Origin of the sequence: Rhizobium sp. N621, from assembly GCF_001664325.1 — a bacterium.
GTDB classification, from domain to species: Bacteria; Pseudomonadota; Alphaproteobacteria; order Rhizobiales; family Rhizobiaceae; genus Rhizobium; species Rhizobium esperanzae.
The window spans coordinates 336,677-361,123 of the sequence record NZ_CP013499.1 but is presented as its reverse complement, the minus strand read 5'-3'; the positions used below and the strand labels follow the sequence as shown (position 1 = coordinate 361,123).

Annotated in this window: 27 protein-coding genes and 1 pseudogene; 15 read left to right on the top strand and 13 right to left on the bottom strand. The window is 61.3% G+C overall.

All coding sequences use genetic code 11. The annotated features are described in order from the left end of the window. The 3 genes from AMK00_RS28795 to AMK00_RS32780 all read left to right on the top strand — a co-directional run bounded on the left by AMK00_RS28795 (position 1) and on the right by AMK00_RS32780 (position 626). Entirely contained in the window at positions 1–183 is a 183-nt protein-coding gene (locus tag AMK00_RS28795) for a hypothetical protein (RefSeq protein WP_064812630.1), read from the top strand. A gap of 9 nt (positions 184–192) precedes the next feature. Continuing rightward, positions 193–381 (top strand): hypothetical protein, encoded by a 189-nt coding sequence (locus AMK00_RS28790; protein WP_064812628.1) that lies wholly within the window; start codon positions 193–195, stop codon positions 379–381. Between the two features lie 83 nt (positions 382–464). After that, positions 465–626, top strand: coding sequence for a hypothetical protein (locus AMK00_RS32780; protein ID WP_167377222.1), 162 nt, complete (start codon positions 465–467; stop codon positions 624–626). Positions 627–751: 125 nt separating this feature from the next. Here AMK00_RS32780 and AMK00_RS28785 read toward each other — a convergent pair whose 3' ends face one another. Both AMK00_RS28785 and AMK00_RS32325 read right to left on the bottom strand, forming a co-directional pair. Then, positions 752–958, bottom strand: a complete 207-nt coding sequence (locus AMK00_RS28785; RefSeq protein ID WP_082240394.1) for a hypothetical protein — start codon at positions 956–958, stop codon at positions 752–754. A 133-nt stretch (positions 959–1,091) separates the two neighbouring features. Further along, entirely contained in the window at positions 1,092–1,289 is a 198-nt protein-coding gene (locus AMK00_RS32325; RefSeq protein WP_123876267.1) for a hypothetical protein, read from the bottom strand. Between the two features lie 284 nt (positions 1,290–1,573). On the opposite strand from AMK00_RS32325, the gene AMK00_RS28775 reads away from it, so the two are divergent. The 5 genes from AMK00_RS28775 to AMK00_RS28755 all read left to right on the top strand — a co-directional run bounded on the left by AMK00_RS28775 (position 1,574) and on the right by AMK00_RS28755 (position 3,388). Continuing rightward, positions 1,574–1,864, top strand: coding sequence for a hypothetical protein (locus AMK00_RS28775; protein ID WP_064813198.1), 291 nt, complete (start codon positions 1,574–1,576; stop codon positions 1,862–1,864). Positions 1,865–1,879: 15 nt separating this feature from the next. Then, on the top strand, positions 1,880–2,287 hold the full coding sequence (locus tag AMK00_RS28770; protein ID WP_064812624.1) for a hypothetical protein: 408 nt from the start codon (positions 1,880–1,882) through the stop codon (positions 2,285–2,287). Positions 2,288–2,353: 66 nt separating this feature from the next. Next, complete coding sequence (locus AMK00_RS28765) at positions 2,354–2,602, top strand: hypothetical protein (protein ID WP_064812622.1); 249 nt, start codon at positions 2,354–2,356, stop codon at positions 2,600–2,602. Positions 2,603–2,793: 191 nt separating this feature from the next. Further along, positions 2,794–3,024: a hypothetical protein gene (locus tag AMK00_RS28760; RefSeq protein WP_064812620.1), complete on the top strand. Its 231-nt coding sequence runs from the start codon at positions 2,794–2,796 to the stop codon at positions 3,022–3,024. Between the two features lie 100 nt (positions 3,025–3,124). Then, complete coding sequence (locus tag AMK00_RS28755; protein WP_064813197.1) at positions 3,125–3,388, top strand: hypothetical protein; 264 nt, start codon at positions 3,125–3,127, stop codon at positions 3,386–3,388. A 3-nt stretch (positions 3,389–3,391) separates the two neighbouring features. Here AMK00_RS28755 and AMK00_RS28750 read toward each other — a convergent pair whose 3' ends face one another. Continuing rightward, positions 3,392–4,486 carry a LacI family DNA-binding transcriptional regulator gene (locus AMK00_RS28750; protein WP_064812618.1) on the bottom strand — a complete coding sequence of 365 codons (1,095 nt, stop codon included), beginning with the start codon at positions 4,484–4,486 and terminating at the stop codon, positions 3,392–3,394. A gap of 179 nt (positions 4,487–4,665) precedes the next feature. Here AMK00_RS28750 and AMK00_RS28745 point away from each other — a divergent pair, with 179 nt between their 5' ends. The 5 genes from AMK00_RS28745 to AMK00_RS28725 all read left to right on the top strand — a co-directional run bounded on the left by AMK00_RS28745 (position 4,666) and on the right by AMK00_RS28725 (position 9,286). Next, positions 4,666–5,493, top strand: coding sequence for an ABC transporter substrate-binding protein (locus AMK00_RS28745; protein ID WP_064812616.1), 828 nt, complete (start codon positions 4,666–4,668; stop codon positions 5,491–5,493). 78 nt (positions 5,494–5,571) lie between these two features. Then, positions 5,572–7,113 carry an amino acid ABC transporter permease/ATP-binding protein gene (locus tag AMK00_RS33545; protein ID WP_064813195.1) on the top strand — a complete coding sequence of 514 codons (1,542 nt, stop codon included), beginning with the start codon at positions 5,572–5,574 and terminating at the stop codon, positions 7,111–7,113. 65 nt (positions 7,114–7,178) lie between these two features. After that, positions 7,179–8,315 (top strand): NAD(P)/FAD-dependent oxidoreductase, encoded by a 1,137-nt coding sequence (locus AMK00_RS28735; RefSeq protein ID WP_064812614.1) that lies wholly within the window; start codon positions 7,179–7,181, stop codon positions 8,313–8,315. 94 nt (positions 8,316–8,409) lie between these two features. Then, positions 8,410–8,916 carry a hypothetical protein gene (locus AMK00_RS28730; protein ID WP_064812612.1) on the top strand — a complete coding sequence of 169 codons (507 nt, stop codon included), beginning with the start codon at positions 8,410–8,412 and terminating at the stop codon, positions 8,914–8,916. A 118-nt stretch (positions 8,917–9,034) separates the two neighbouring features. After that, positions 9,035–9,286: a hypothetical protein gene (locus AMK00_RS28725; protein ID WP_064812610.1), complete on the top strand. Its 252-nt coding sequence runs from the start codon at positions 9,035–9,037 to the stop codon at positions 9,284–9,286. 27 nt (positions 9,287–9,313) lie between these two features. On the opposite strand, the pseudogene AMK00_RS33775 reads toward AMK00_RS28725, so the two are convergent. Then, positions 9,314–11,818, bottom strand: a pseudogene (locus AMK00_RS33775) (methyl-accepting chemotaxis protein). A 218-nt stretch (positions 11,819–12,036) separates the two neighbouring features. Beyond that, positions 12,037–12,765 carry an endonuclease/exonuclease/phosphatase family protein gene (locus AMK00_RS28715; protein WP_064812608.1) on the bottom strand — a complete coding sequence of 243 codons (729 nt, stop codon included), beginning with the start codon at positions 12,763–12,765 and terminating at the stop codon, positions 12,037–12,039. Between the two features lie 125 nt (positions 12,766–12,890). Here AMK00_RS28715 and AMK00_RS28710 point away from each other — a divergent pair, with 125 nt between their 5' ends. Further along, positions 12,891–13,850, top strand: a complete 960-nt coding sequence (locus AMK00_RS28710; RefSeq protein ID WP_064812606.1) for a lysylphosphatidylglycerol synthase domain-containing protein — start codon at positions 12,891–12,893, stop codon at positions 13,848–13,850. Here the strand turns inward: AMK00_RS28710 and AMK00_RS28705 are convergent. Then, complete coding sequence (locus AMK00_RS28705) at positions 13,797–15,305, bottom strand: phospholipase D-like domain-containing protein (RefSeq protein WP_064813193.1); 1,509 nt, start codon at positions 15,303–15,305, stop codon at positions 13,797–13,799. The genes AMK00_RS28710 and AMK00_RS28705 overlap by 54 nt on opposite strands. A gap of 108 nt (positions 15,306–15,413) precedes the next feature. Between AMK00_RS28705 and AMK00_RS28700 the strand changes: the two genes are divergently transcribed. Beyond that, positions 15,414–16,661 carry a DUF763 domain-containing protein gene (locus AMK00_RS28700; protein WP_064812604.1) on the top strand — a complete coding sequence of 416 codons (1,248 nt, stop codon included), beginning with the start codon at positions 15,414–15,416 and terminating at the stop codon, positions 16,659–16,661. Between the two features lie 3 nt (positions 16,662–16,664). Here the strand turns inward: AMK00_RS28700 and AMK00_RS28695 are convergent, their stop codons facing one another. From AMK00_RS28695 to AMK00_RS28660, 7 genes are all read right to left on the bottom strand, one after another. Then, positions 16,665–17,582 (bottom strand): DMT family transporter, encoded by a 918-nt coding sequence (locus AMK00_RS28695; protein WP_064812602.1) that lies wholly within the window; start codon positions 17,580–17,582, stop codon positions 16,665–16,667. Positions 17,583–17,863: 281 nt separating this feature from the next. Then, on the bottom strand, positions 17,864–18,958 hold the full coding sequence (locus AMK00_RS28685) for a hypothetical protein (RefSeq protein ID WP_064812598.1): 1,095 nt from the start codon (positions 18,956–18,958) through the stop codon (positions 17,864–17,866). Positions 18,959–19,195: 237 nt separating this feature from the next. After that, positions 19,196–19,939 carry an ABC transporter ATP-binding protein gene (locus tag AMK00_RS28680; RefSeq protein ID WP_064812596.1) on the bottom strand — a complete coding sequence of 248 codons (744 nt, stop codon included), beginning with the start codon at positions 19,937–19,939 and terminating at the stop codon, positions 19,196–19,198. Next, complete coding sequence (locus AMK00_RS28675; RefSeq protein ID WP_064812593.1) at positions 19,936–20,790, bottom strand: ABC transporter ATP-binding protein; 855 nt, start codon at positions 20,788–20,790, stop codon at positions 19,936–19,938. Before AMK00_RS28675 ends, AMK00_RS28680 begins: the two co-directional genes overlap by 4 nt. Further along, a complete protein-coding gene (locus tag AMK00_RS28670) occupies positions 20,787–21,722 on the bottom strand; it encodes an ABC transporter permease (protein ID WP_064812591.1) in 936 nt (311 codons plus the stop codon). Before AMK00_RS28670 ends, AMK00_RS28675 begins: the two co-directional genes overlap by 4 nt. A 4-nt stretch (positions 21,723–21,726) precedes the next feature. Next, a complete protein-coding gene (locus tag AMK00_RS28665) occupies positions 21,727–22,824 on the bottom strand; it encodes an ABC transporter permease (RefSeq protein ID WP_064812589.1) in 1,098 nt (365 codons plus the stop codon). Between the two features lie 5 nt (positions 22,825–22,829). Continuing rightward, a complete protein-coding gene (locus AMK00_RS28660) occupies positions 22,830–24,416 on the bottom strand; it encodes an ABC transporter substrate-binding protein (RefSeq protein ID WP_064812587.1) in 1,587 nt (528 codons plus the stop codon). Positions 24,417–24,447 lie beyond the last annotated feature (31 nt).

The following is a 24,447-nucleotide window of genomic DNA, read 5'->3' as shown; positions in this document are numbered from 1 at the left end:
ATGAGCAGCAGATTACCCCCCATTCCCGCCGACAACGTCAGCAACAAGGGAGCCGGCAAGCCGGCGCGGACCGAGCCAGAGGATCCTGCGATGGCAGGCGGCAGCGAAAACCCTGAAAAGAAAGGTCAACAAGGAAATACCAAAGTCAACACAACCCATCAGGGTTACCAGCAGGACAGGTAGGAGGCATCGATGTCTACCTCGAAGAAGAGCCCATCGACTATCCGCCAGGGCGGCCCAGGCGCATCCCACGAAAACGCCAAGGCGCCGCTTGAGATACCGAAGCCGGCAGCCGAGCCGGACAGACGTACGCGAAGCAAGGTTTCCGGCGGCGGCGGCGAGCATGATCGCCACCACACCCACGATGCAAGAGAGAAGTGAGGGACAGACCTGGCGGTGGAACCTGATGAGCCCAAGGCACGAGGTCCACCGCTTCACATGATCAACATGACGGAAAACAGACCATGACGACCGCATTCATCCTTGTTGCACTGGCTCTCATCGTCATCTACGCCGGCCCGACATTGCTTTACATCTGCGTCGGTTATGCTGACTACGTTATCGAACGTCGGCGACATTTGCTGGCTGTAAAACACGCGGTAAAGCGTCGCAGCGACGAGCTTTAGCTGTCCGGTTGACGGCGGGCCAGGATATCATTCACGCTCGGATGCCGATATCTTCGGCCGCTGCAGTGTCACTCAATTTCGTCGGCGCGTTTGCGCAACCGAGATTTCCAGCTTTCGAAAAGACGTTAGTGGATCGACTGTGAGGCCGGAGCGTTGATCTTGAGCAGATCCGGGGCGGGAAACATCTCAATCAATCCTGCGGCGAGGTCGTCGACATCGGTCTTGCCGTCATTGAAGAGCTGGATGGCGGCGCTGCACAGGATCTGGCTGTCGTGTTCGCTCACCGAGACGCCGAATGGCGATACCAGCTCATGACAGCCTTCGACAGGCATCCGAAATCCTGCGGTAGTATCGGTCTGTAGAAAATCGCCATGAACGCCCACCACGATTGCCGCTTAATGTCGTCGCCCTTCATTTGATGAAGATAATGCCCGCGCTATGTGTGACCAAGCGGCACTTGGTGCGTTAGCGCACGGACCAGCTGTTTCGAGCGGCGTGCCGAGCTTCCCTTGCTTCAGGCAAGGACACTGGCAGCAATGGATGGTTCAGCACGTCGAGTGCCGCGTCCGGACCTTCTATGCGTTTCTCCTCGCGCTCTGCGGTGCGGATGAAAACAGGATATTGCCAAACCAGGTGGAAATCGAGCTCGATGACGTCAGCCATGATATGATCCAGAATGGTCTTTCGGGCGGCGGCCCTGCCTCGGTCTCGGAACGTCCGGCGCCGGCCCGGGTGACCAAGCGCATGGCGGGTCCCCGCGGGGAGCCTTGGTCGGATCGGTGCTTCGTCGTTTATGTGGCATCTCCTTTGCCGGTCGAACGACGCCATGGCACGGTAGTTCCTGTTCGAAGAGGAACTCCCGCCTATTGCCACCGGCTTCTGGAACAATGTCCGCCGCGCCTTGTTATTTGTGCGACAGGCGAATGCCGAAGCAGCCGGAGGATTCGATGAGGCCAAGCATGCGGCTTGGGCTGGTTCTGGCCATCGCGCTGACGGGTTGCACGACCAGCGCAAGCAGCTACTCGTCGGCGGGGCTGGCCCCAATTCCAGGCAGCATTACCTATCATGGGCAGCCGCGCACAAAGTTGACGAGATCGCCGATCGGTTCATCCTTCCCGCACACCTTTACGGATCAATGGGGGCGGCAAGTCGAGGAGATCTACATCATCCGGCCCGACCGGAGCTTGCTGATCGCCGAGCGCTACTACCGACCGGTTTTTTCGTTCGATGACGACTAGAGAGGAAACCTGATCATGCCGCGCCGCAAGAACACTGTGGGGACGACGCTCGACACCGAGGGAGCCAAGATCGGCGAGCCTGTTCCGAAAGCGATCATCGATATCAACACCGCCTCTGTCGGGGTCCCCCGCCAGGCCGAGGGCGATTTGCACACAGAATTGAGCGCTCTGAGGCAACAGGTTGATAGGCTGCAGCAACAGGTCATCAGTGCCGGGCGTTCAGCGAAGAGCGGCGCGGGAAAAGCGGTCCGCGAGACCGAGGCTCTGGTGAAGCATTATCCGCTCTCGACGGTTGCCCTCATGGCTGCTGTCGCGGGTTTGTTGGTGTTTGCCTCACGTCAGCTCTCCTCACCGCGCCACCGTGAGCCGTCGGCCTTACGAGATCTCAGGGATTTCTACGACAGGATGCGCGGGCGGATCTGATAAGATTTTAGGATTGCCAGCATCCCGATTCTGCCCGACTCTCTGTCAGGCAAGGAGGGAAAATGCATGCTCGACGTCCTTATACGAAGCGCTCTCGATATTGTCCGGCGCGCGGAGCGCTTGATCGAAGCGGCGAGAGGGCTGCTTGACAGGCATGATCTCGGTGAGGGCGAGAGATATGAACTCCATTATGAGATCGAGCGGCTGAGGGACGCGGTTCTTGCGGTCGAGGAGGCCGTCCGGTCGCTCGCGCGCAGGAGCGAACGCTGGCCGCAGGCTGCTCGTGTCCATGCGTTACAGACGACATTGCACTAAATGCGTGGCTTTCGCAGACGCTCGTCTCCTCAATAAGTAGCTGTTTTGTCACTGCTTTTTTGGCGCGCAATTGTCACGCGACCATGGAAGCAATAGATGCTTGATTGGGCCGCTTAGCGCTTGTGATTTCCGGCCGGGTGCATGGAACGGGGGACGAGGAACAGGGGCGCTGTTATCGTTGGGGCATCGCGATGACTTTGGAAACATCCGGGCAAATATCTGAGCCCGACGAATTCGTATTTCCGGTTCACACCCGGACGATCGCTGAGATACGCTATGATATTCGCAATCATGTTATGACGGTCGTTTATCACGACGGCCGCTCGCGCACGACAACCGGCATACAAGGTCCGGCGATGTTGAGAATCCTTGCTCAGCGCCCGCTGGAGCGTTCCCCGTTTCTGTTGCAGACGGTGATCTGATCGAGAAAGCCGGCACATCCGCCGCTAAATCGTCTTCGCCGTGCATCCATTTCGGAAGAGCTGCGTTCATCCTGATAGCCAGATCATGGAGGGAACGCCGATGACCTTTCCACCGCCAAAAGCCGAGGCTCCCGCTCAGCGCTTCGAAGAAGCGAGCGTTGCTGCGCGCGACGCTTTGGAGCGGCTGATTGCAGCCGCCAATGAAGCCGGTTGGGGAACCGAGGAAATCTCGGTTGCATTCCTTGAGGCGGCGCGGTTTTTGACCGAAGCCAATAAAAAGGATCCCGATCCTGCCGACGACCCTGCGATTAGCGATGTGCCAGGCAAGCGGGAGCAGATTGGCCACGGTGAGCTTTTCGATTAGACGTCAATTCACATCCCGCTTAGGGCCAAGTCCACCAATCCTTGCGACCGAACTGCGTATCACGAGGCTTGTGCTGACCCGCAGCCGCTCGACGGCAAGGGGGATCTGTTCGATGCGGGCGACGAGCCGCTCGCCGGCGAGCTTGCCCATCTCGTAAACGCGCTGGTCGACGACGGTGATCGGCGGAACGGTGACGCTTGTCCAATCGGCATCCAGGAAGGAAATCATCGAGATATCGTCGGGAATTGAGAGGCCGAGTGATTGCAGCGACTTGAAGACGCGCAGCCCCACCAAGCTATCTGATGCGAGGATCGCCGTCGGCGGCGATGAATCCGAGAGCAGGCGTTTGATCACGGCGTCCGTCTGCGGTTGGTCCGTCGCGCCGAGCCGCACATAGTGAAGGGGGTTGGGCAAGCCTGCCTCCGTCAGGACGCTCACGAAGCCCTCCACGCGTTCACGCACGGCGGAATTCGATATTCGGGCGACATCGGTGAGTCCGCCGTCCTCGGCGTCCATGGCCGAAACATAAGCGAGATGTCGATGTCCTGCCTCGACCATAAACCGGGCGGCGGCGATGGCGGCCTCACGGTCATCGCCGGTCACGGCGTCGACAGCGAGCTCCGGGATGCTTCTGTCGAAGAGGACCAGCGGCATGCCGGCGCGGCCGACGTGCCGGAGATGGTCGATGCTGTCGCAGCGGGCGGGCGTCACGATCAAGCCATCGACACGCTTGCCGATCAGGAGGTCGACGGCGGATTTTTCCGCGTCGAGCTTCTCGCCCGAATTGGAAATGATCACGTTGAAGCCGGCAAGCCGAGCCGCATCGCTGATGCCACGCACCGCCAGACTGAAGAATGCGTTTTCGATATCGCCGACGACGATCCCGATGATGCCGGACCGGCCGGTGCTCATGCTGCGCGCAAGTTCGTTCGGCCGGTATTCGAGTGCGGCCGCCGCCGCCATGACCTGATCCTTGATTTTGGCGCTGACGACGCCGTAGCCGCCGAGCACGCGGGCGGCCGTCGCTTTCGACACTCGTGCCGCCTTCGCGACGTCGGCGACCGTGACTGAACGTTTGGGAGCAGCGGAATCTTCCATGCCGCAGCACTACAAGAGTTGTTGACGCCCGGTCAATTGACAGTTATCAAATATGTATGGAGACCGGTCTCTTTTTATTAGAGACCGGTATCTTTGCAGATTGCGATGTCGCGGAAGGCGGCAAGGCGGGTAAACAGATAATGCCGACAAGAGCATCCCTTTCAGAGCGGAGAACGAACATGAAGCTTTTTGAGTTACATCCGGCAGTCATTGCGCCTTTGCAAGCCGCCCTAGCGGCTTGCTTTCTGGCGATGGGAATCGGGTCGGCGACGGCGGCCGACAATCCCTACAATCTGATCGAGCCCGGCGTCATCAGCGTCGGCACGATGGGCGATGCCAAGCCCTATACATTTGCGACCGCGGATGGCCAGTTCACCGGTTTCGACATCGAACTATTTCTCAACGTCGTGTCCCGGCTCGGCTTTGCGAAAGACAAGGTGACGTTCACCGGCCAGGAATTTTCCGCCCTCCTGCCATCGGTGGCAAACGAGCGGTTCGACGTTGCCGTCGCCGCGATCGGAACCACCGAAGCCCGCAAGAAGACCGTCGACTTCTCCGACGGCTATCTCGCTGGTTATCTCTCCGTGCTGACGCCCGACGCGGCCATCAAGGACGCGGCCGGGCTGAAGGGCAAGCGGCTCGGCGTCGTGCAGGGAACCTTGCAGGAAGTCTACGCCGCCAAGAATTTTGGCGAGACCGATCTCGTGAAATTTCCCGACAACAATTCCGCCGTCGCCGCACTCAACAACGGCACGATCGATGCGCATTTCCTCGACTACGAGGCGGCCAAGCAATATGGCGAGCGCTATCCCGGGCTGAAGGTCGCCGTCAACATTCCGTCCTTCGATGCGCCGGCGGGTTTCGTGATCAGGCAGGGAAACGATGCCTTCCGCACGGCGCTGAACGGCGCCCTTCATGACGCGATGCAGGACGGCACCTGGAAGACGCTCTATGAGAAGTGGTTCCCCGGCTCACCGATGCCGGATCAATATCTCCCCAGGAAATGAGGCCAGGCCGTCCGCCCGACGGCGGACGGCCGAGTCTCGGCGGTTGGCGTACCCGGCAAGGGTTTCATGGGGATCCCGATGAACTGGATAGACAATCTGCGCCGCAGCTTCTTCGACTGGAGCGCGATGGCGGACGTGCTGCCGAGCATGATCAGCATCGGCCTGAAAAATACATTGATCCTGGCCGCGGCCTCGACCGTGCTCGGCGTCATCATCGGCATGGTTCTTGCCGTGATGGGCATCTCCCAGTCTCGCTGGCTGCGGCTGCCGGCGCGCATCTATACCGATATCTTTCGCGGGCTGCCGGCGATCGTCACGATCCTGATCATCGGCCAGGGCTTTGCCCGGATCGGACGGGATATTTTCGGCCCGTCGCCATTCCCACTCGGGATATTGGCGCTCAGCCTGATCGCCGGCGCCTATATCGGCGAAATCTTTCGCTCGGGCATCCAAAGCGTCGAGCGTGGCCAGATGGAGGCCTGCCGGGCGCTCAGCATGAGCTACGGGCAAGGCATGCGCCTGATCGTCATTCCGCAGGGAGTGCGGCGCGTGCTGCCGGCGCTGGTCAACCAGTTCATCGGCAACGTCAAGGATTCGAGCCTTGTTTATTTCCTCGGATTGCTCGCCTCCGAGCGGGAGATTTTCCGCGTCGGGCAAGACCAAGCGGTCGTGACCGGCAATTTGTCGCCGCTGCTTCTGGCAGGTGTTTTCTACCTCGTGATCACCGTGCCGCTGACCCACTTCGTCAATCATATCGACGCGAGGCTGCGATTGGGAAAGCAGGGGCGCGGACCCGGTCCGGCGAGCGGATTGGTCGAGGTGAGCGAGCTTGCGGCGGCGCCATCAGGCCCCCACTCCATCACCGGCGTCGCGAACTGCGATAACCGGCATTTCAGGGGCGGAACCCTGCAAATCCGGGACTTGAGCATGGCCTACGGCGAGCTCGAGGTGCTCAAGGGTGTCGATCTCGATATCCCCGCCGGAACCGTCACTTGCATCATCGGCCCTTCCGGTTCGGGAAAATCGACGCTGCTGCGTTGCATGAACAGGCTCGTCGAGCCGAAGGGCGGCGACATACGGCTCGACGGCGAGACCATTTTGGCGATGAGGCCGGAAAAGCTCCGCCGCCGGGTCGGCATGGTATTCCAGCACTTCAACTTGTTTCCCGACCACACCGCTCTCGAAAACGTCATGCTTGCGCTGACGAAGATCAAAAAGATGCCGAGGCAGGAGGCGCGGCGCGTCGCCGAGGCCCGCCTGGCAGATGTCGGTCTGGCCGCACGCCGGGATCACCGGCCGGCAGGCCTCTCCGGTGGGCAGCAGCAGCGCGTCGCGATCGCGCGGGCATTGGCCATGGATCCGGAGATCATTCTGTTCGACGAAGTGACGAGCGCTCTTGACCCCGAACTGGTGAAGGGCGTGCTCGACCTAATGGCGACGCTCGGCCGCCAAGGCATGACAATGGCCGTCGTGACGCATGAGATGGGATTTGCCCGCCGCGTGGCCGACCAGGTGGTCTTCATGGATGAGGGCCATATCGTCGAAGCCGGCTCGCCGCGGCAGATTTTCGACGATCCGCAAAGCGTGCGGCTGAAGCGCTTCCTTGCAGAAGTTCTCTGAGGCGCCAGCCCGTAACGCGTGTAATTCGGTTCGATCAAGCAAGAGCAGAAACAGGGTACCCGATTATGAATGCTTCCAGCAAATCTTCGAAGGTCGTTGTCATCGGCGGCGGGATTTTCGGCGTCTCGACCGCGCTCCATTTGGCTCGGCTCGGGGTTGATACGCTGCTTGTCAATGACGGTCCGCTTGCCAACGGTGCCTCCGGCCGATCGCTCGCCTGGCTGAACTCGGCGCGAAAACGCTCCGATGCCTATCACCGGCTGCGTCTGGCGGGCATTGACCGCTATCGCACGCTCGCTACCCGATACCCCGATGCGTCATGGTTGCGCTTCGACGGCGGCCTGACCTGGGACGCGGACGACGCGAGCAACGAGATCGCCGAAGTCTTCGAATATGAACGTGGCCTCGGCTATCACGCACAATGGCTCACCTCGGAGAAGATCGCTGCGGTGACGCCCGGCGTCGACCCAAACGCCGTGACGCCGCAAGGCGCAATCTTCAATCCCGGGGAGGGGTGGGTCGATCTTCCATCTCTCATTGGCAGGCTTGCGGAGGAATTCCAAGCGCTGGGCGGCGAGATCAGCACGGATGCCGGACGCGCGGCGGTCGATGTCAGCAACGGGCGTGCCCGCGGCGTAGTCACGGCGGACGGCACGCACCACGACGCCGACGCCGTGCTGCTTGCTGCGGGCAGCAAGGTTCCCGCAATCATTGCGGAGGCCGGCCAAAAGATCGAGGATGCAACGCCCGTCGCCCTTCTCGTCAGGACAAAGCCGATCCGCCATCCGCTGAAGGCCGTGCTCAACACGCCGCGCGTCGCCATCCGACCGATGCCCAATGGCGGCTTCGCACTCGATTCCGCCTGGTCGGAGGAAGAGGTGAGTGCCAACCCCGATGGCAGCTACAATGTCAGGCAATCGACGCTGCAGGGGCTCCTGCGAGAGGCATCGAGAGTCCTCGAAGGCAATCCGGTGCTTGAAATCGAAGATTATGGGGTCGGCCCGAAACCGATTCCGGCTGATGGCGAGCCGGTTTTCGGCGAGCTGTCCTCGATCCCGGGTTATTTCGTCGCCTTCAGCCATAGCGGCGCCACCCTTGGGCTGATTGCCGGCGAGCTGTTGGCGGACGAGATCGCTACGGGCCGCCGCCACCCGCTGCTTGCGGACTTCCGCCCTGAGCGCTTCAGCGCATCGTTCCGGTGACATCTGCGATGTGGGTGGCTGCCAGCCTGATCGGCGCACGGATCATTTAGAGCTATCGTGCGTTCTGCCGCAAGGAACCAACGGGAGACGCATCATGATCAAGGATCAGGCCGCCGCCTTCGGCGCCGAAAATAACCGCGGCGAGGCCGCCGCTTCAGTGCCGAACGGAGAAGAGCCGACCATCAATCCAGACCTCATTCGCCGTGAGGGCTTCGCGAACGAGTCAGAATACCGAGCCTACTTTGCCACATTGGCCAGAGATGTGTCCGCCTCGACCGAGGATCACGTCGGCGAACCGGTGCGGATCTCCGGGCAGCGCATCCTGGAAAGCCGGCTACAGGAATTGAGGTGGGAGCTCGAAATCCTTCGGGCTCGCCTTCATGGGATCAGACGCCAGGCCGCGACCGTTGTAACCGAAAACGTCCGGTGGGCTGATTCCAGCGCCCATGCCCAGCTCGGCGATCAACCGTGGCTGAAGCTCGCCGGCGCGATGGCGGGTGCCTTCGTCGTCACAAGGGGGCTGAGACGGTTGCCTTGGGGAACCGTGGTGACAACGGCATTGCCTTTGGCTGTCGCTGCGATGAATCGAAAGCGACGGTGATGGCAGCGGGCACGGGTGGGGTCTGGGGGAGATCGCGTGTCGGTTTCTTCCCCATGGAAGCGACGCCATCATCTCGCCGAAGTGTTCGTGACATCCTAGCGCTTTAACGGAGGCGAACATGGCTGGACATGACGCTCGCTACGTCGAGATTACGACGCGTCTTCGCTCGGTACGGTCGTTCTGTGAATTCCTCTCGCAGGGCGGAACTGTCACCGTCGCCGTATCGGAGGGCGAACCGTACAAGGATGTTACTGCCGCGCTGTTGGAGCGGAACCGCCGGGAGGCGGAAGCACTCGCCCGCACGCGCAGACATCTTTACCCGGAGCTCGCCGACGAAGAAGTAGCGCCGCCGCTCTATAGCCGTCACTGACGCACCCGCATACGTTTGAGCATCGCTCTAAGCAGCGGCAACCCGGCGTGCGTGCGTTTCATCCAGCTGGAACTGGTCGATCAGCTGCAGGAGCGTTCTGGTCTCATCGGCAAGTTCCTTCGTCGCTGCGCTGGTTTCCTCGACCATGGCGGCATTCTGCTGTGTCATCTGATCCATCCTGTTGACGGAAGAATTGACCTCGTGCAGCGCGTTGTACTGCTCCCGGCTCGAACGGGCGATGACATCCATCTTCTCGGATGCGGTGACCACTTTTGCGGAAATGCTTTCGAGGACTTCACTCGTTTCGCGAACAACCCGCGCCCCGTTGGTAATCTCCGCTCGCGAGCGTCCGATGAGTTGCTTGATCCTTTGGCCGGCCTCTGCGGAGCGCTGCGCGAGATCGCGGACTTCCTGGGCCACGACCGCAAAACCTTTGCCGGCCTCGCCGGCGCGGGCCGCTTCGATGCCGGCATTGAGCGCGAGCAGGTTCGTCTGGAAGGCGATGTCATCGATAACGCCGATGATCTGCACGATCTCGTCGGAAGCCGCTTCGATCTTGCTCATCGCATCGATGGCGCTGGCCACCACCTCGGATGAAGAATCGGCCGTCTTCTTGGTATCGGTGATGATCTCACGGGCATCGTCGGCGCAGGCCGCCGACGAACGAACCGTGGTGGTGATCTCCTCAATGGCGGCGGCGATCTCTTCGAGCGCGACGGCCTGCTGTTCCGTGCGCTTCGCGAAGTTGCCGGCGGACAGATCCATCTGACCGGCATTGCCCTCGATCATCCGCGTGTTGGTGCGAATCTGGTCGATCGTTTCCTGCAGACGAAGCAGCGACGAATTGAAATCGTTGCGAAGCTGCTCCAACCGACCGAAGAAAGGCGTTGCGATCGTCTGGGAGATGTCGCCACGCGCCAGGCGCCCGAGCCCCTCGGCCAGTGCCGTCACCGCAAAATCGATCTGCTGCTCGACCGCGCGTTTCTCCTGGTCATTGCGGTGCCTTTCTTCCTCGGCCCGCGTCCGTTCGATCGCGCTGCGCTCCTCGATCTCGACTTTGGCGATCGCATTGTTCTTGAAGACACCAAGCGCACGGGCCATGTCGCCGATTTCATCGGCGCGGCTTTCGCCGACGATCGACGTTTCCAGCCTGCCGTCCGCCAACCGCCGCATTGCCGAGGTGATCTGATTAATCGGCCCTTTCAGCGCCATAGTCAGGCCGATGCCGGCGAGAATCGCGATCACCACGCCGAGGAGCGTTGTTGCGAGCGACATGGAGTTGGCGTCGTCGCGTTCGTCGGCCGCGTTCCGCCGCTGCATTTCGGCGAAAGCCGTCAGCTGGGACCACATCCGATCCACGTCGGCGGCGGCGGCACGGAATTCGTCCTGGCGCTGCGCGCTGATGCGGACGAGGTCGGCAGCGGATTTCTGCATCTTGTCCAGCGCCGGCAGAAGCTTCGGTTTGAGATTGTCGAATTGTGCAACACCGCCGGCATTGGAAATCAGCATGTCCAGACCTTTTCTGACGGCGGTGATCTCCTACGAAAGCCGCTGGAGATTGGCGTCCGTCGGGGCCAGAGTCAGCTTTGCCAGGACGATCTGGATCACGTAAGCCGAGGTCGTCAGCTTCTGACCGTCTCTCTGACTGGTCTTGGCGCGCTCGACCGTTTTGGCTGTCTCGACCGCCTTGTCGGTCACGGCCTTGATCCGCCGCGTGGCGACCACCTGCAATTCGGGCAGCCTGGCGACGATCTGACTGGTGTTATCCCTGAGACCGGCTGCACGTTCCTCGGTCTGGCCGGAGGTTTCGACGAGCGGCTTCAGGGAAGCGACGGCGTCGTCGATCGCCTTTTTGGAATCCCGCGCTTCGCCGCCAAGGGCCATCCCCACGATGCGCTGCTGCCGGGCGAGCTCCTCCATATCCGGGCCGGCAATCGTGCCTGCGGCCTGGGTCTTGTCATGCAGCGATTGGGCGAAGGACGCGAAGTCCGAAATGCGCTGCGCATCGGCGAGGATGTTGCGGGATTCATCTTCCTGCAGGTCGGCGGCACGTTGGAGAGCCTTGGTCCCTTCGACAATATCTGTCTGAGACGATATGACGACGCTCTGGGCTTTCTGGAGATCGGTGAGCAGCGCTGCCCTGCTCTCCTGAAGCTGCCACAGCAAATCCATGCGGGCTGCAATTCCGTCAATGGAAGAGAGCACCTGCTCCAGTTCCTGCTGGCCACTGCGATCTGCGCTGAGCCGCTCGATGCCGGATTTCAGAAGGCTGCGCTGGTCGGCAAGTCTGGCGTTGACGGTCTCCCGGTTTTCCTGCGTGGCATTGGCGAGGAACTCGGCCATTGCCGCCGACAGATTGCGAAAGCCGCTCAAGGACTGCAGGACGGAGTTGGAAATATCCATCCGCCCCTGAAGCAGACTCGATGCATAAAAACCCGTCGCGCCCACGGCCATGATGCTCAAGACGAACGGAATGATGAACAGCATCACCTGCGTTTGGATGCGAACCCGCGATAACAGCCTTCCCAACATCAAACCCCTCCACTCCCTGCAGGAGAACAGCCGATCTCGAGTGAAGGTCCCGATCCGCTCGAATCGACTCTATCCGCCTCCGTCCGACCCCTATGGTATCGCGGAATGAATATTTCATAGGGCATAATTCGTGAAATATTCGTTTCAATGTCGCTAAAGGCGACGTTTGAATGTCGTTTTCTGCGTGAGACTCCGTGCCGCTCGGCGCTGGCGAGTGATCATGCGAAACTGATTTCCGCAAGGAGAGGGAGGTGGTCGGAGGCGACCCTCGTCAGTCGGGTTTGAAGCACTGTCGCCCGTTGAACGACAAGGTCTTCGGTGACGAAGATGTGGTCGAGGCGCATCAGCGGATAGCGGGAGGGGAAGGTCGCTCTCGGCGTTGCGCTGCCTGCGAGCTGGGCGTCGGCCAATGAACGCGCGGCAAGCCGGTAGGTCGCCGATGACGGAATGGCATTGAAATCGCCGCAGAGGATGCTCGGGACAGGTTCGTCCGACGGGCCGCGCAGCCAGCCGGAATTCAAGAGCGTCGTCATCTGCTGAATGCGCTCGCGCCCTCGAAGGCCGAGATGAGTATTGACCACGAGCAACTTCCTGTCGCCGACCAATATTTCGACTGATAACGCGCCCCTTGCTTCGCCGATGGACGGCAGCGGACCGGCCTTGATCGCGCCGGTTGGCAACGCGGTGATGATCGCATCGCCATATTGCTCCTCGGCAATCGACAGCGCTGGGTGAAAATGAGCCTGCATCTTTAGAAGGGAGGCGATTGCGTGGGCCTGGTCGACGCCGGCGGTCCTGCGCCGGAGGACGTCGACCTCCTGCAGAGCAACAATATCGGCTTCAGCCTCGGCGATGACCGAAGCGATCCGCCCGGGGTCGAGCTTCCGGTCGTTGCCGATGCAGCTGTGAACGTTATAGGTCAGGAGTTTGATCGATTTATTCGGCATAGGTCCGCTGAAGCTGATCTCCACTCGAGAGACGGGACTCGTTTTCCCCGAGGGGAACACAGAACTCTTTCGATCGTTCCAGATGATCGAGCCGTGGGGGCTCGCACTTCGGAAACGGACAATCGATGAATCTGAAACGCATAATCTGGAATGGATTTCTCGTTGCCGCCCTTTGCGTCGCGGGCCTTCTTCTCTACCGGATATTCCGCCAGTACAGCCTGGAGCAGATCGTCCAATCGGTCCGCAGCATACCCTTTGCAACCTTCTGCACCGCACTTCTCTTCGCGATGTCATCGTATCTATGCCTGAGCTGTTTCGACTTGCTGGCGATCCGTTCGCTCGGCAAATCCTTGCCCTACCGGAATATCCTGCTCGCCTCCTTCATCAGCCTTTCGCTCGGCCACAATATCGGATTTGCGGGATTGAGCAGTGGCGCCTTCCGCTATCGTTACTATTCCCGTTGGGGGCTGACGATCGAGGACGTGGCGAAGATCATCCTGTTCTGCGGTGTCACAGTCGGGCTCGGCCTCACGACACTCGCCGGCCTCGCCTTGCTCGTCAATCCGGATGATCCCGCCCGTCTGCTACGCCTCGATAGGGCGGGCGCCCGCCTCTTCGGATTGTCGGCACTGATCGTGCCGGTCATCTATGCGAGCCTGGCGTTTTTCGTTCGCCGCAAGCTGCGGCTGTGGCGCTGGTCGTTGCAGCTGCCGCGCTTTCCGATCGCGGTTGCCCAGATCGGGGTCGGGACGATCAATTTCATGCTGGTGTCCGCCTGCCTGCACCAGATGCTCGCGGTCTTCGGCGATGTTACCTTCTTTCGCTCCGTGACGGCTTACGTGCTCGCCAATTCGGCAATCCTCGCGACCCATGTTCCGGGTGGGCTCGGCGTGCTGGAGGCAACCGTTTCCTATGCCGTGCCGCAGGAAGCATCGATCGGCGCGCTGATCGCCTTCCGCTGCGCTTATTTCTTTATTCCGCTGGCACTTGGCACGGTGCTTCTGCTCATCAGCGAAGTTGTCTTCCGGCGGTCACGCCGGGCGGACGAAGAGGCGGATGAGCGCGCCGAGGCCCAGTCGGTGTAAGGGCAGGAAAGGCCGGCTGGGGTCGACGATCGCCGTACCTGTGATCGGCGAGACTTTGCCTGACAGTTCGACGGCAAATTCCCTAAGGCCGCGATCCCCCTGGTTCAGCGCGTCGATCGCCTCGATCATCGAACCGCGTTGCGCATAGGCAGCCGCGAAAGCCTCGGGAGCCGCTCCGAGATACTCCGCAAGAAGCCGACTGTACAACTCCCCGATCGCGCGGCGATGCTCGACGGTTTCAGCTTCGAACAGCAGATCGCATTCTGAATCAAGCCCTTCGGAGCGATTGTTGAGATTGGAAGAGCCGATGCGCACCAGCTCGTGGTCGGCGATCATCAGTTTCGAATGGATGAGCACCTCGACCTCGTTGTGCGGCCCAGGTTCTTTTGGTCCTGGCACGACGGGATAGTAGACGCGCAAGCGGTTGGCGCGATCGGCGCGTTTGAGGCGGCGGATGACACGGTCGCGATTGCTGCCCATGACGAGCTTTTCGATCAGCCCGTGAGAGCTGCGCGTGCAGATTACGACCACCTCGGGCCCGTCCTCCTCCTGCAATCGTTCGGCAATGGCGTCGGCCACCCGGAAGGAGGCGAAATATTGCGCCTCGATATAGAGCTGGCGCCGGGCTTGGGCGATGATCTCCAAGGTCGAGGCGATGCCGTCGCTGATGCCGGTGCGCCAGGTGGTTGCCGGCTCCGTGAGGGCGAAAGCGACGGGGATGTCTTGCAGCGAAATCGAGAGGTCGTCCGGCCAGGCGAAGGGCATGCTGCGGGCAAGCGGCAGATGTTTTTCGCCGGTGGCGTTTTCCCAGCGCCGCCTGGCGATATTGCCAATCAGTCGGGCGGCATCGCCCGTAACCATCGCCTGCACGTCGTGCAGCGGATCGTAGGGGGCACCGTCAGGGTCGCGCCTCAGCCTGTCCTTGGCGTGATGGCGCCTGGTATCCCATCGCCGCGACGTCATGTCTATGCCGCCGATGAAGGCAACCGCGTCATCGATGCAGACAAGTTTTTGATGATGACAGCCGCGCAATGCGCCCTGAAGATCGAAACGCAGATCGATCCTGGCATTCCTGGGGAAATTCTTCTTCCGAAGCAGATCTATCGATTTGTCCGAATAGATCGGCCCGAGCGCCCAAATAAGAATGCGTATTTCGAGTTCGGGATTTTTCGCCGCCAGCGCATGCAGCAGGTCCGCCAAGGTTTCGTCCGATTTCTCGGGCTCCAATCGAATATTAGGATGGAAGTCCCATCCGATGATCCACACATTGCGGCGGGCCTGCCGCAACGCCCTTGAGACTTCGGCAAAATATTTGTTGCCGTTGATCAGAAAGGCGGCTTTTTCCGCGCGTCCCTGGAGCCGCAATGCCGCACTCCCCTCTTTTTCGCCTCCCCGATGTTGCGCTTTTGTTCGGGTCAGGTAGGGTTGATTGGACATGGTTTCCAATGCGGTCATGTTTGCCTCGGCCGTTTTGACTGAAAGCAAACGCCTGGAAATTCACCGGGTTCCCGATCCCGGCCGTTGCCGCATAGCGGGTCGAACAGAGAGGATATAGGAAACGAGATGTCACGACGAGCAGGCAGTGCCGACCTTCCCCTTCACGGGGGACGCGTGCCGCATTGGCTCGGCGACCGGATGACGCGGCTGGGAACGCTGATCACAGAAGCGATCGTTCATCATTACGGCCGCGATGAATTTCTGCGCAGGCTCGCCCACCCTTTCTGGTTCCAGTCCTTCGGCGCGGTCATGGGCATGGATTGGCATTCCTCCGGCATTACAACAAGCGTTCTTGGTGCGTTGAAACGCGGGCTGAAGCCGCGCGCCGGCGAGCTCGGCCTGCATGTCTGCGGCGGCCGAGGCACGCATTCGCGCAAGACACCCCAGGAGCTCGTCTCGATCGGCGAGCGCGTCGGTCTCGATGGGCATGGGCTGGCGACGACGAGCCGGCTCATCGCCAAGGTCGACAGCGCCGCGCTGCAGGACGGCTTTGATCTATATTTGCACGGCTTCGTCGTCGCCGATGACGGACACTGGGTAGTGGTCCAGCAAGGTATGAATGGCGACCGACGGCAGGCCCGGCGTTATCACTGGCTCTCCGAAGGGCTCGAAAGTTTCGTCGACTCGCCGCATGCGGCAATTGAAGGCAGAAGTCAGGGCGAAATCGTCAATCTCGCCGATAAACGCGCCGAGCGCTCACGGCGTGGTCAGCTCGACCTCTTGGCAACGCTCGGCCCAGACAGGATCGTGCGTGAGGCCGCCGCACTGCTGCGCACCGAAGAACCTGCGCCCGAACCCGCCGCACAGCCGATGCTGCCGCATCTCATCATGCCCGCCCATCACGAGGTGCGCGAGAGTGACGTCAACATGCGGCGCCTGCACGGAAATCTGGCTGCCGCGGCCGATCGTGGACCGGCCGATTTCCAGGAGCTGCTGCTCGTCCCCGGCGTCGGCGCCCGCACGGTGAAGGCGCTGGCGATGGTGGCGGAAGTGGTACACGGCGCGCCCTGCCGTTTTTCCGACCCGGCGCGCTTCTCCATCGCCCACGGCGGCAAGGACCGCCATCCCTTCCCGGTGCCGCTGAAGGTCTATGACGAAACGATCGGCGTGATGAAATCGGCGGTGCTGAAGGGCAGGCTCGGGCGCGAGGAGGAACTGCAGGCGCTGAAGCGCCTGGACGATCAGTCCCGGCAGATGGAACGCTATGTCACGGGTCCCGATCTCAAGGAGATTATCGCCGGCGAATTCCGCCAATCCGCCGATTTCGGCGGCCGCAGCGTCTTCGGCTGGGAGTCGCCGCCGGCGGAGGACTGAACCTCAATGGCCGTCAGGCGGCACGGCTTCGGCCGGAACCGTCTCTTTCAGGTTCTTCCGGTGGAAGATGAAGAGCCCGGCAAAGACGATGATCGCTGCGCCGACGATGATCTGCGTGTCGGGAATATCGTTAAAGAAGATATAGCCCAGCACGATCGCCCAGAGCAGCAGCGTATATTGCAGCGGCGCAAGCAGCGATGCCGGTGCGAGCTTCAGCGAGCGCGTAATCAGCAGATGTGCGCACGTGGCGACGATCCCGAGCAGCAGCATGCCTGACCAGTCGATGGGTGTTGCCGGCTGCCAGTGGCCGATGCTGAGGACGATGCCGGTGGCAAGCGCCGCAACCGTCTGCCATGTCACGAGCGTGGTGTCGCTGGTCGAGCGGAGATAGCGGCTCATCACCAACGATAGGGCAAAGGAAAGGCTGCCTGCAAGGCCGAATAGCGAGGGAAGCGACAGCATTGCCGTCGACGGACGCAGCGCGATGACGACGCCGGCGAAGCCGACCAGAACGGCGAGCCAACGACGCCAGCCGATCTTTTCCCCGAGAAAGAAATGCGAGAGCGCGGCTATGTAGATCGGCCCGGCCATGTAGAAGGTCATGACGTCGGCGAGCGGCAGATAGGCGACGGCCGCGTAGAACAGGGCGACATCGCCAGTCGCCATGACGACCCGCATGAATTGCAAGCCCTTCTGCTCGACGCGGAAGAGCGCCAGCGGTCCCTGCCGCAGGATCATCGGCCCGAGCAGGATGAAAGCGCCGACCGAACGGATCACCAATACCTGGCCGACCGCAAAGCTCGTCACCAGCCACTTGCCCATCGCATCGTTCAACGCAAACAGCAGATCGCCGAGCAGCATCAGCACGACGCCCGTCATGATCAGGTTTCCGGCATTGGCGACGGCCGCCTTCGTCTTCATTCCTCGAATCCTCGCAAAAACGGCCGCGCATGCGCGGCCGAGTGCGGCTTCGGCTTTAACGCGGCCGATGTCAAGTGTTCACTTGTGTACAGACGGGCGAGAGCGTCCGGCTCCCCATTATCGAGGAGTTGGAAACCAACGAGGCGGAGGAATGCATCCCCGCTCCGAAGCAGAATTTGAGAAATCCACCTCATCGCAAGGTGAAGCGCAAGATTTGATGGCCTGTTCCTTCCGGCATCCGGCTGATTTTTGAACCGATGCGGAGGCTCGGAGAAGGGCCTTCAGTATTTCCAGCTTGTATAGTCGTCAGCAACGCATCCGAAAGGAGCGCGATCCTGGCCGAACCGCTTCCGCAATTGAATGCATCCCCATTTGTTCAATGGCGTCGGCATGAGATTGTTGATGTCCATCCCCGGCGACTGAAACGGTGTGCTGGCACTGGTCACATACCACAGCCAGAAACCAACCAAACCGCCCAGGATCAAGAGCATGGTGCCAAAAAACAGCCGGAGCCGCCCTCCGATCGACATCGTTTTCTTGGGTTGCTCACTCAAGACAGGCACGGCCTGGTCGGCGTCGGATCGCGCGAACGGGGAAAGGGCAAGGTTTCGCTCGGTCTCCGTCAGCTCGACACGCTGCAGCCGATTATCCAGAAGCACCGGCAGGGCTGTCTTGCCATGCCGGACGGCCAGCCCAACGGCTTTGCCATTTGCTTCACCCACGATCAAAGGCTCCTCGCCCTTTTTCATGCGCGTGTAAACCGATCGGTCGGTCTTATCACTGGCGATTTTGTCGTTATAGGTAACAGATAGGATATTGCGCTTGCGATCGAAGGCTGTGATTTCGACCGGTATGGCGTTCAACAAGGCTGGCTGGCGCAGATGCCGTTTGACACGCCATATCCGCACAACCTGGAACAATGTCCCAAGGCTCATGCCGCCGAGCAACAGGGCAAATGTGCTGAGGGTGATGATCCGGTTCCAGAGCTTGTCCAGACCGAGGCTGATCGTTGCCAATTCCGGATGGTCGGCCGAAATCACGACACCGGTTTCATAATCGCCGGTATGAAAATCGACAAACATCACGTCGGCTTCCGTGTCGTAGTTCCGCCCGTCGTAACTGTAGACGAGGCGCACGCTGCAGTCGGTAAAGAAGAGCTTGCGTGTCGTGCATCGCCCATTTTGGACATCACCGTCCTCAAGAGCCAGAGGATTTTGGCTGATCTGAAAATCCCTGATGACGCCGGGTCCTTCCCAGATGAGCATCAACACCGTCAGGGCCAGCATGAACGGGGCGGCCCAAAAATAAGCTCGCGGTGTAGAGATCACATCGGGTGCAAGCGATAACGGGCGGCTGGGAAGAACCAGAGTGGGCACGAGGATGACGCCTTTCGAATATACGGGCGGACAATGGCCGGGTAGGATTTTGATCGAATCGGGATAACGGCTTCAAGGCAATGATCGTATTGATACATTGTCCGCCAGCCAAATGTCACTCTGGTTGTGTCGCGAGGTTGGCGTGCTCACAGGAAAGAGCGCACCAAGGCTGAACCGCCGGCGGTCATCATCGAAGCGGTCGTTGCCGGGACTGCCGGCAGTGTTTGACAGAAGGGGCTAACCCCTGCCGTACATCCTGCTCGCCCGCAGCAGGCGCTGCGAATAGGGATGTTCGACCGCGCCTCTTCGCAAGGCCTCGATATCGACCTGTTCGACGATCTCACCCGCTTCCATGATGGCGACCCGGCTGCACATGTGGGAGACGACGGCGAGGTCGTGGCTGACGAGGAGATAGGTGAGGCCGCGCTCCTTGCGCAGGTCCTGCAGCAGATTGAGGATTTCGGCCTGGACCGAGACGTCGAGCGCCGACGTCGGTTCATCGAGAAGCAGGACGTCGGGGTTCAGCATCAGGGCGCGGGCGATCGCCACGCGCTGGCGCTGCCCGCCGGAGAGTTGATGCGGAAACCGGTAGCTTAGCGCCGGGTCGAGGCCGACGGATCTGAGCACGGCGTTCACATCGACGGAATTCCTGTCCAGACCCTGGTTGCGCAAGGGCTCCTGCAGCTGCGACCGGATGGTCTTGCGCGGATGGAGCGATCCGTATGGATCCTGGAACACCATCTGCACCCGGCGGAAGAACGGCCGGCTGCGCTGCCGGTCGAGCGTTTCGCCATTGAGCGCGATCTGCCCGTCATAATCGGCGTTGAGGCCGGAAAGCGCCCGCAGAACCGTGGATTTGCCGCAGCCGGATTCGCCGACGAGACCGAAGGCCGTGCCGCTCTCGACGGCGAGATTGGCGTCTCTGACGACAGGCCTTTGCCCCTGCCCGAAGCGGATGGTGAGATTGTCGATCCGGATCATCGCGGCGGCTCCACTGCAAAATCGTCAAGCCAGGCGGGATCACGCTTCAGGATCGGCAGCCGCGCCGGTGGATCCTCGATCTTCGGCAGCGATGCCAGCAGCCCTTGCGTATAAGGATGCTTCGCCTTGTCGAGATCACGCGCCTCGAGCACTTCCACGACGCGGCCGGCATACATGATGAGGACGCGGTCACAGAAATTGCGGATGAGATTGAGGTCGTGGCTGATGAAGATCAGGCCGAGATTGCGGCGCAAGACGAGCTCGTCGAGCAGGGCCAGGATCTCGAGCCGCACCGTCACGTCGAGCGCCGACGTCGGCTCGTCGGCGATCAGCACTTCTGGTTCCGCGATCAGCATCATGGCGATCATCACGCGCTGGCCCATCCCGCCCGAAATTTCGTGCGGATAGAGACGGGCGACGCGCTCGGGATCGCGGATCTGGACGGCTTCGAGCATTTCGAGCGCCTGGCCGTAAGCCTTCCTAGCACTCTCCTTGGGATGGTGGAGGCTGTAGGTCTCGGCGATCTGTTCGCCGACCCGCATGACCGGATTGAGCGAATATTTCGGATCCTGTAGGATGAGCCCGATGCGCCGTCCCCGGATCGTCATCATCGTTTTCTCGTCCGCCTTCAGCAGATCCAGTTCACCAAAGCGCATCCGCTCGGCGCTGACCTCAGCCGTCGGCGGCAGGAGTTTCATGATGGCGCGGCCGACGGTGGACTTGCCCGATCCGGATTCGCCGACGATGCCGAGTTTTTCCTGTCCGAGCGTAAAACTCACGCCGCGCACGGCGCGCATATGGCCGCCGGTATAGGCGATTTCGAGGTTGCGGATATCGATCAGCTCGGTCATTCCGCCCCCCTCGGATCGAGGACGTCGCGAAGCGCATCGCCGACGAGGTTGAAAGCGAGGCTGACGAGCGCAATGGCGATGCCGGGCGCAGCGATCACCCACGGGCTGTCGAGCATGAATTCGCGCCCGCTTGCGGCCATCGAGCCCCATTCCGGCCATGGCGGCTGTGCGCCGAGGCCGAGAAAGCCGAGGCCGGCGGCGGTGATGATGATGCCGGCCATGTTGAGCGTGACGCGGACGATCACCGAGGGAATGCACATCGGCAGGATGTGGCGGGTGATGATTGCGAGCGAGGTCGCGCCCTGCAAGCGTACGGCGGCGATATAATCCGCCTTGCGCAGGCTGAGCGTCTCGGCGCGCGCCAGCCGCGCGATCGGCGGCCAGGCGGTCAGCGAAATGGCGATGATTGCGTTGGTAATGCCCGGACCGAGCGCTGCGGCAAAACCGAGCGCCAGCACGAGGCCTGGGAATGAGAGGAAGATATCGGTGATGCGCATCAGGATTTCATCAACGATTCCGCCGAAATAGCCCGAGAATGTGCCGATCAGCAGGCCGAGGGGGGCGACGATGATCGTGACGAGCATGATGATGTAGAGCGTCGTGCGCGCGCCGTAGATCACCCGAGAAAAGACGTCGCGGCCGAAATTATCGGTGCCGAGCCAGTGCTCGGCCGACGGCGGCGCAAGCCGACCGGCCATATCCTGGATGATCGGATCGTAGCCCGTCAGCAGGGGGGCTGAGGTCGCCACCACGATCAGGAGCACGATGACAATGAGGCCCGCCAGTCCCAGCGGATGCAGGCTGAACTTCTGCCAGCCCTGATGGAGCTGCTGCGCCGACGAGTGGAACCAGCCCTGTGGCTCCGGCGCCAGCAGCCATCCGCGAAAGCCGCCGGCGTTGCTGCTGTCTGCGTCTTCGGTGGAGATCGTCATTGCGTCACCGTGTTCTCGGATCAAGGATGCGATAGAGCACGTCGGACAGGATGTTGATCGTCAGGAACACGGCGCCGATCGTCAGCACCGAGCCCATCACGACGTTCATGTCGTTCATCTGCAGTCCGCGGGTGAGGTATTGGCCAAGCCCCGGCCAGCCGAAAACCGTCTCGATCAGCACCGCGCCTTCGAGCAGGCCGCCGAAGGTCAGCGCCAGGATCGTCAGGAGCTGCACGCGGATATTCCGAAAAGCATGGCGCCAGACTACCTTGCGGGTGCCGAGTCCCTTCGCCCGCGCAGTGATGATGTATTCCTGGCTCAGCTGTTCCAGCATGAAGCTTCGCGACATGCGGCTGATATAGGCGACGGAGTAATAGCCGAGGATCGCCGCCGGCAGGATGATGTGGCCGAGCGCGTTGTAAAATACGTCCCATTGGCCCTGTGTCGCAGCATCGATCAGCAGGAAGCCGGTCATCGGTGTGACGAGGCCTTCGTAGAAGACGTCGACCCGGCCCGATGCGCCGACCAGCTTCAGCTTCGCATAGAAGACGAAGAGCGCCATCAGACCGGTCCAGAAGATCGGAATGGAATGGCCGGCAAGGGCAACGATGCGGGCGATGTGGTCGATCACGGTCCCCCGCCTAACGGCGGCGGTGATGCCGAGCGGGATGCCGATAATTGCGCCGATGATCATGGCGATGATGGCAAGCTCGATGGTCGCGGGAAAGATCGCCATTAGATCGGTCAGGATCGGCTGTCCCGTCGTCGCCGACATGCCGAGGTCACCTGTGGCGATCTTGCCGACATAGGAGAGAAACTGCATCCATATCGGCTGGCCGAGCCCCAGCTCGTTATAGACCCGATCGTAAACCTCCTTGCTGACCTCCGCCCCGGTGATTGATAGCACCGGGTCGGCGGGCAGCAGGCGGCCCATCGAGAAGGTGAGGAAGAGCAGGCCGAGCAGCGTCGTGACGACAGCCACCACCCGCCCCGCCAGACGCCGTAGCAGGCTGATCAGAGGGTGCGGGGCCGCATCGGCGAACCCGCCCTCCGCCGAGCGGCGGCTCGCCTCCCGCTTCGATGTCAGATCGGCGCTCGCCACGCGCTCTACTCCTTGGTCACATCATGCCAGCGCGTCGACCAGGTCGTGTGCCCGTGATAGCCCTTCACGTTGGCGCGCATGACATAGGGGTCGGTTCGCTGGAAGAAGATGACGAGCGGGGAAGCCATGCCGGCATAGATGCCGTCCATCTTCTTGAAGATATCGGTGCGTTTGCCCGTGTCGCGCTCCTTCATCGATTGATCGATGAGCGTGTTGAGCTCGTCCACTTTCATGCCGGTACGCCAGAGATAATAGCTGCCCAGGCGTGCCTCGTCGCTATTGTCGGGATTGAAGGCGTATTGCGTGGCGACGGCGAAGGGATCGGGCAGGCGGGCGCCGGAATTGCCGAGCAGCACTTCGAATTTGCGCTCGCGGAAGGCGGGCGTGAATTCGCCGGGTACGAGATCGAGATCGAAGCCGGCGGCTCGTGCGCTCGCCTGCAGCGCTTCCGCGAAGGGTAAGGTTGGTGCCCCCGACGGATTGAGCACTTTCTTCAGGCCATTGGGATATCCGGCCTCCGCCAGCAGCTGCTTGGCCTTGGCGGGATCGTAGTCATAGCGGACCGCAGCCTCTTCGGGAGCGCCGATCATCCCGCGCGGGATCATCGACTGCCAGGGAAAGCCGGTGTAGCGCATGATGTTGCCGGAGATCGCCTTCCAGTCGAAGGCGTGCTGGAAGGCCTCGCGAACCTTCGGCTTCTGCAGGTCAGGGTCTTTCTGGTTCAGGGCTATGTAATAGAAGCCGAGACCCGGAACGTTGTCGATGACCATATCCTTGTTGCTGGAGAGTGCATCGAGATCGCCGCTCGCCACATACTGGCCGACATCGACGTCGCCGGCCTCCAGCTGAAGCCTGAGATTGCCGGATTCCGGAATGTGGCGCGCGACGACGCGGGCCATGGCGGGCTTGCCGCCCCAGTATTTCGGCTGCGCATTGAAGATCGCCACGTCGTTCGGCCGCCATTGCGCCAGAGTGAACGGGCCGCTGCCGGCGGAATTGGCCGAGAGCCAGGCGCCGCCGAAATCGCCGTTCGCCTCATGCGACAGCACCGTCTTTTTGTCGACGATGCCGATCGAGGAGCCTGCCAGCGAATAGAGCACCAGGTCGGTATTGACCGCCTGCGGCAGCTCGATCTCCAGCGTGTGTTCGTCCTTGGCGCGGACGAGCTTTTCGACGTTATCGGCCGTGAAGCCCCAGAGCGCGACGTCGGTGGAGCCGACCTGGCCCATCTTGATGACACGCTGGATCGACCAGGCCGCGTCCTCGGCGGTCACCTTGTTGCCGCTCTGGAAGACCGCGTCGTCGCGCAGGGTCAGCGTGATGATCTTGCCATCGGGCGATACGCTCCATTGCGTCGCCAGCATCGGCTTCAGCGTCTTCAAATCGTCCGGCGACAGTTGCACGAGGTTATCGTAGAGGTTCGAGATCAGCTCGGAGACCGTGCGGGCATTGTTCTGGGCCGGATCGAGCGTGCGGATGCCGGTCAGATTCGTGCCTATGACGAGCATATTGGGCGGCGATGCCGCCAAGCTCGGCTGCACCGCCATCAGGGCGCCTGTCATAGCGATCGTCGTCAGTAGCTGTTTCAGCATCTCAAGACCTCCCAATCCTGTTGCTTGCGGG

What these genes read in the sequence shown, in the direction of transcription:
- AMK00_RS32780 (WP_167377222.1), top strand. Translation starts at nt 465, where the DNA reads ATGACGACCGCATTCATCCTTGTTGCACTGGCTCTCATCGTCATCTAC.
- AMK00_RS28710 (WP_064812606.1), top strand. Translation starts at nt 12,891, where the DNA reads ATGAATCTGAAACGCATAATCTGGAATGGATTTCTCGTTGCCGCCCTT.
- AMK00_RS28785 (WP_082240394.1), bottom strand. Translation starts at nt 958, where the DNA reads ATGCCTGTCGAAGGCTGTCATGAGCTGGTATCGCCATTCGGCGTCTCG.
- AMK00_RS28670 (WP_064812591.1), bottom strand. Translation starts at nt 21,722, where the DNA reads ATGACGATCTCCACCGAAGACGCAGACAGCAGCAACGCCGGCGGCTTT.
- AMK00_RS28660 (WP_064812587.1), bottom strand. Translation starts at nt 24,416, where the DNA reads ATGCTGAAACAGCTACTGACGACGATCGCTATGACAGGCGCCCTGATG.
- AMK00_RS28790 (WP_064812628.1), top strand. Translation starts at nt 193, where the DNA reads ATGTCTACCTCGAAGAAGAGCCCATCGACTATCCGCCAGGGCGGCCCA.
- AMK00_RS32325 (WP_123876267.1), bottom strand. Translation starts at nt 1,289, where the DNA reads ATGGCTGACGTCATCGAGCTCGATTTCCACCTGGTTTGGCAATATCCT.
- AMK00_RS28705 (WP_064813193.1), bottom strand. Translation starts at nt 15,305, where the DNA reads ATGACCGCATTGGAAACCATGTCCAATCAACCCTACCTGACCCGAACA.
- AMK00_RS28745 (WP_064812616.1), top strand. Translation starts at nt 4,666, where the DNA reads ATGAAGCTTTTTGAGTTACATCCGGCAGTCATTGCGCCTTTGCAAGCC.
- AMK00_RS33545 (WP_064813195.1), top strand. Translation starts at nt 5,572, where the DNA reads ATGAACTGGATAGACAATCTGCGCCGCAGCTTCTTCGACTGGAGCGCG.
- AMK00_RS28750 (WP_064812618.1), bottom strand. Translation starts at nt 4,486, where the DNA reads ATGGAAGATTCCGCTGCTCCCAAACGTTCAGTCACGGTCGCCGACGTC.
- AMK00_RS28760 (WP_064812620.1), top strand. Translation starts at nt 2,794, where the DNA reads ATGACTTTGGAAACATCCGGGCAAATATCTGAGCCCGACGAATTCGTA.
- AMK00_RS28735 (WP_064812614.1), top strand. Translation starts at nt 7,179, where the DNA reads ATGAATGCTTCCAGCAAATCTTCGAAGGTCGTTGTCATCGGCGGCGGG.
- AMK00_RS28775 (WP_064813198.1), top strand. Translation starts at nt 1,574, where the DNA reads ATGAGGCCAAGCATGCGGCTTGGGCTGGTTCTGGCCATCGCGCTGACG.
- AMK00_RS28795 (WP_064812630.1), top strand. Translation starts at nt 1, where the DNA reads ATGAGCAGCAGATTACCCCCCATTCCCGCCGACAACGTCAGCAACAAG.
- AMK00_RS28725 (WP_064812610.1), top strand. Translation starts at nt 9,035, where the DNA reads ATGGCTGGACATGACGCTCGCTACGTCGAGATTACGACGCGTCTTCGC.
- AMK00_RS28675 (WP_064812593.1), bottom strand. Translation starts at nt 20,790, where the DNA reads ATGACCGAGCTGATCGATATCCGCAACCTCGAAATCGCCTATACCGGC.
- AMK00_RS28700 (WP_064812604.1), top strand. Translation starts at nt 15,414, where the DNA reads ATGTCACGACGAGCAGGCAGTGCCGACCTTCCCCTTCACGGGGGACGC.
- AMK00_RS28730 (WP_064812612.1), top strand. Translation starts at nt 8,410, where the DNA reads ATGATCAAGGATCAGGCCGCCGCCTTCGGCGCCGAAAATAACCGCGGC.
- AMK00_RS28765 (WP_064812622.1), top strand. Translation starts at nt 2,354, where the DNA reads ATGCTCGACGTCCTTATACGAAGCGCTCTCGATATTGTCCGGCGCGCG.
- AMK00_RS28695 (WP_064812602.1), bottom strand. Translation starts at nt 17,582, where the DNA reads ATGAAGACGAAGGCGGCCGTCGCCAATGCCGGAAACCTGATCATGACG.
- AMK00_RS28680 (WP_064812596.1), bottom strand. Translation starts at nt 19,939, where the DNA reads ATGATCCGGATCGACAATCTCACCATCCGCTTCGGGCAGGGGCAAAGG.
- AMK00_RS28770 (WP_064812624.1), top strand. Translation starts at nt 1,880, where the DNA reads ATGCCGCGCCGCAAGAACACTGTGGGGACGACGCTCGACACCGAGGGA.
- AMK00_RS28755 (WP_064813197.1), top strand. Translation starts at nt 3,125, where the DNA reads ATGACCTTTCCACCGCCAAAAGCCGAGGCTCCCGCTCAGCGCTTCGAA.
- AMK00_RS28715 (WP_064812608.1), bottom strand. Translation starts at nt 12,765, where the DNA reads ATGCCGAATAAATCGATCAAACTCCTGACCTATAACGTTCACAGCTGC.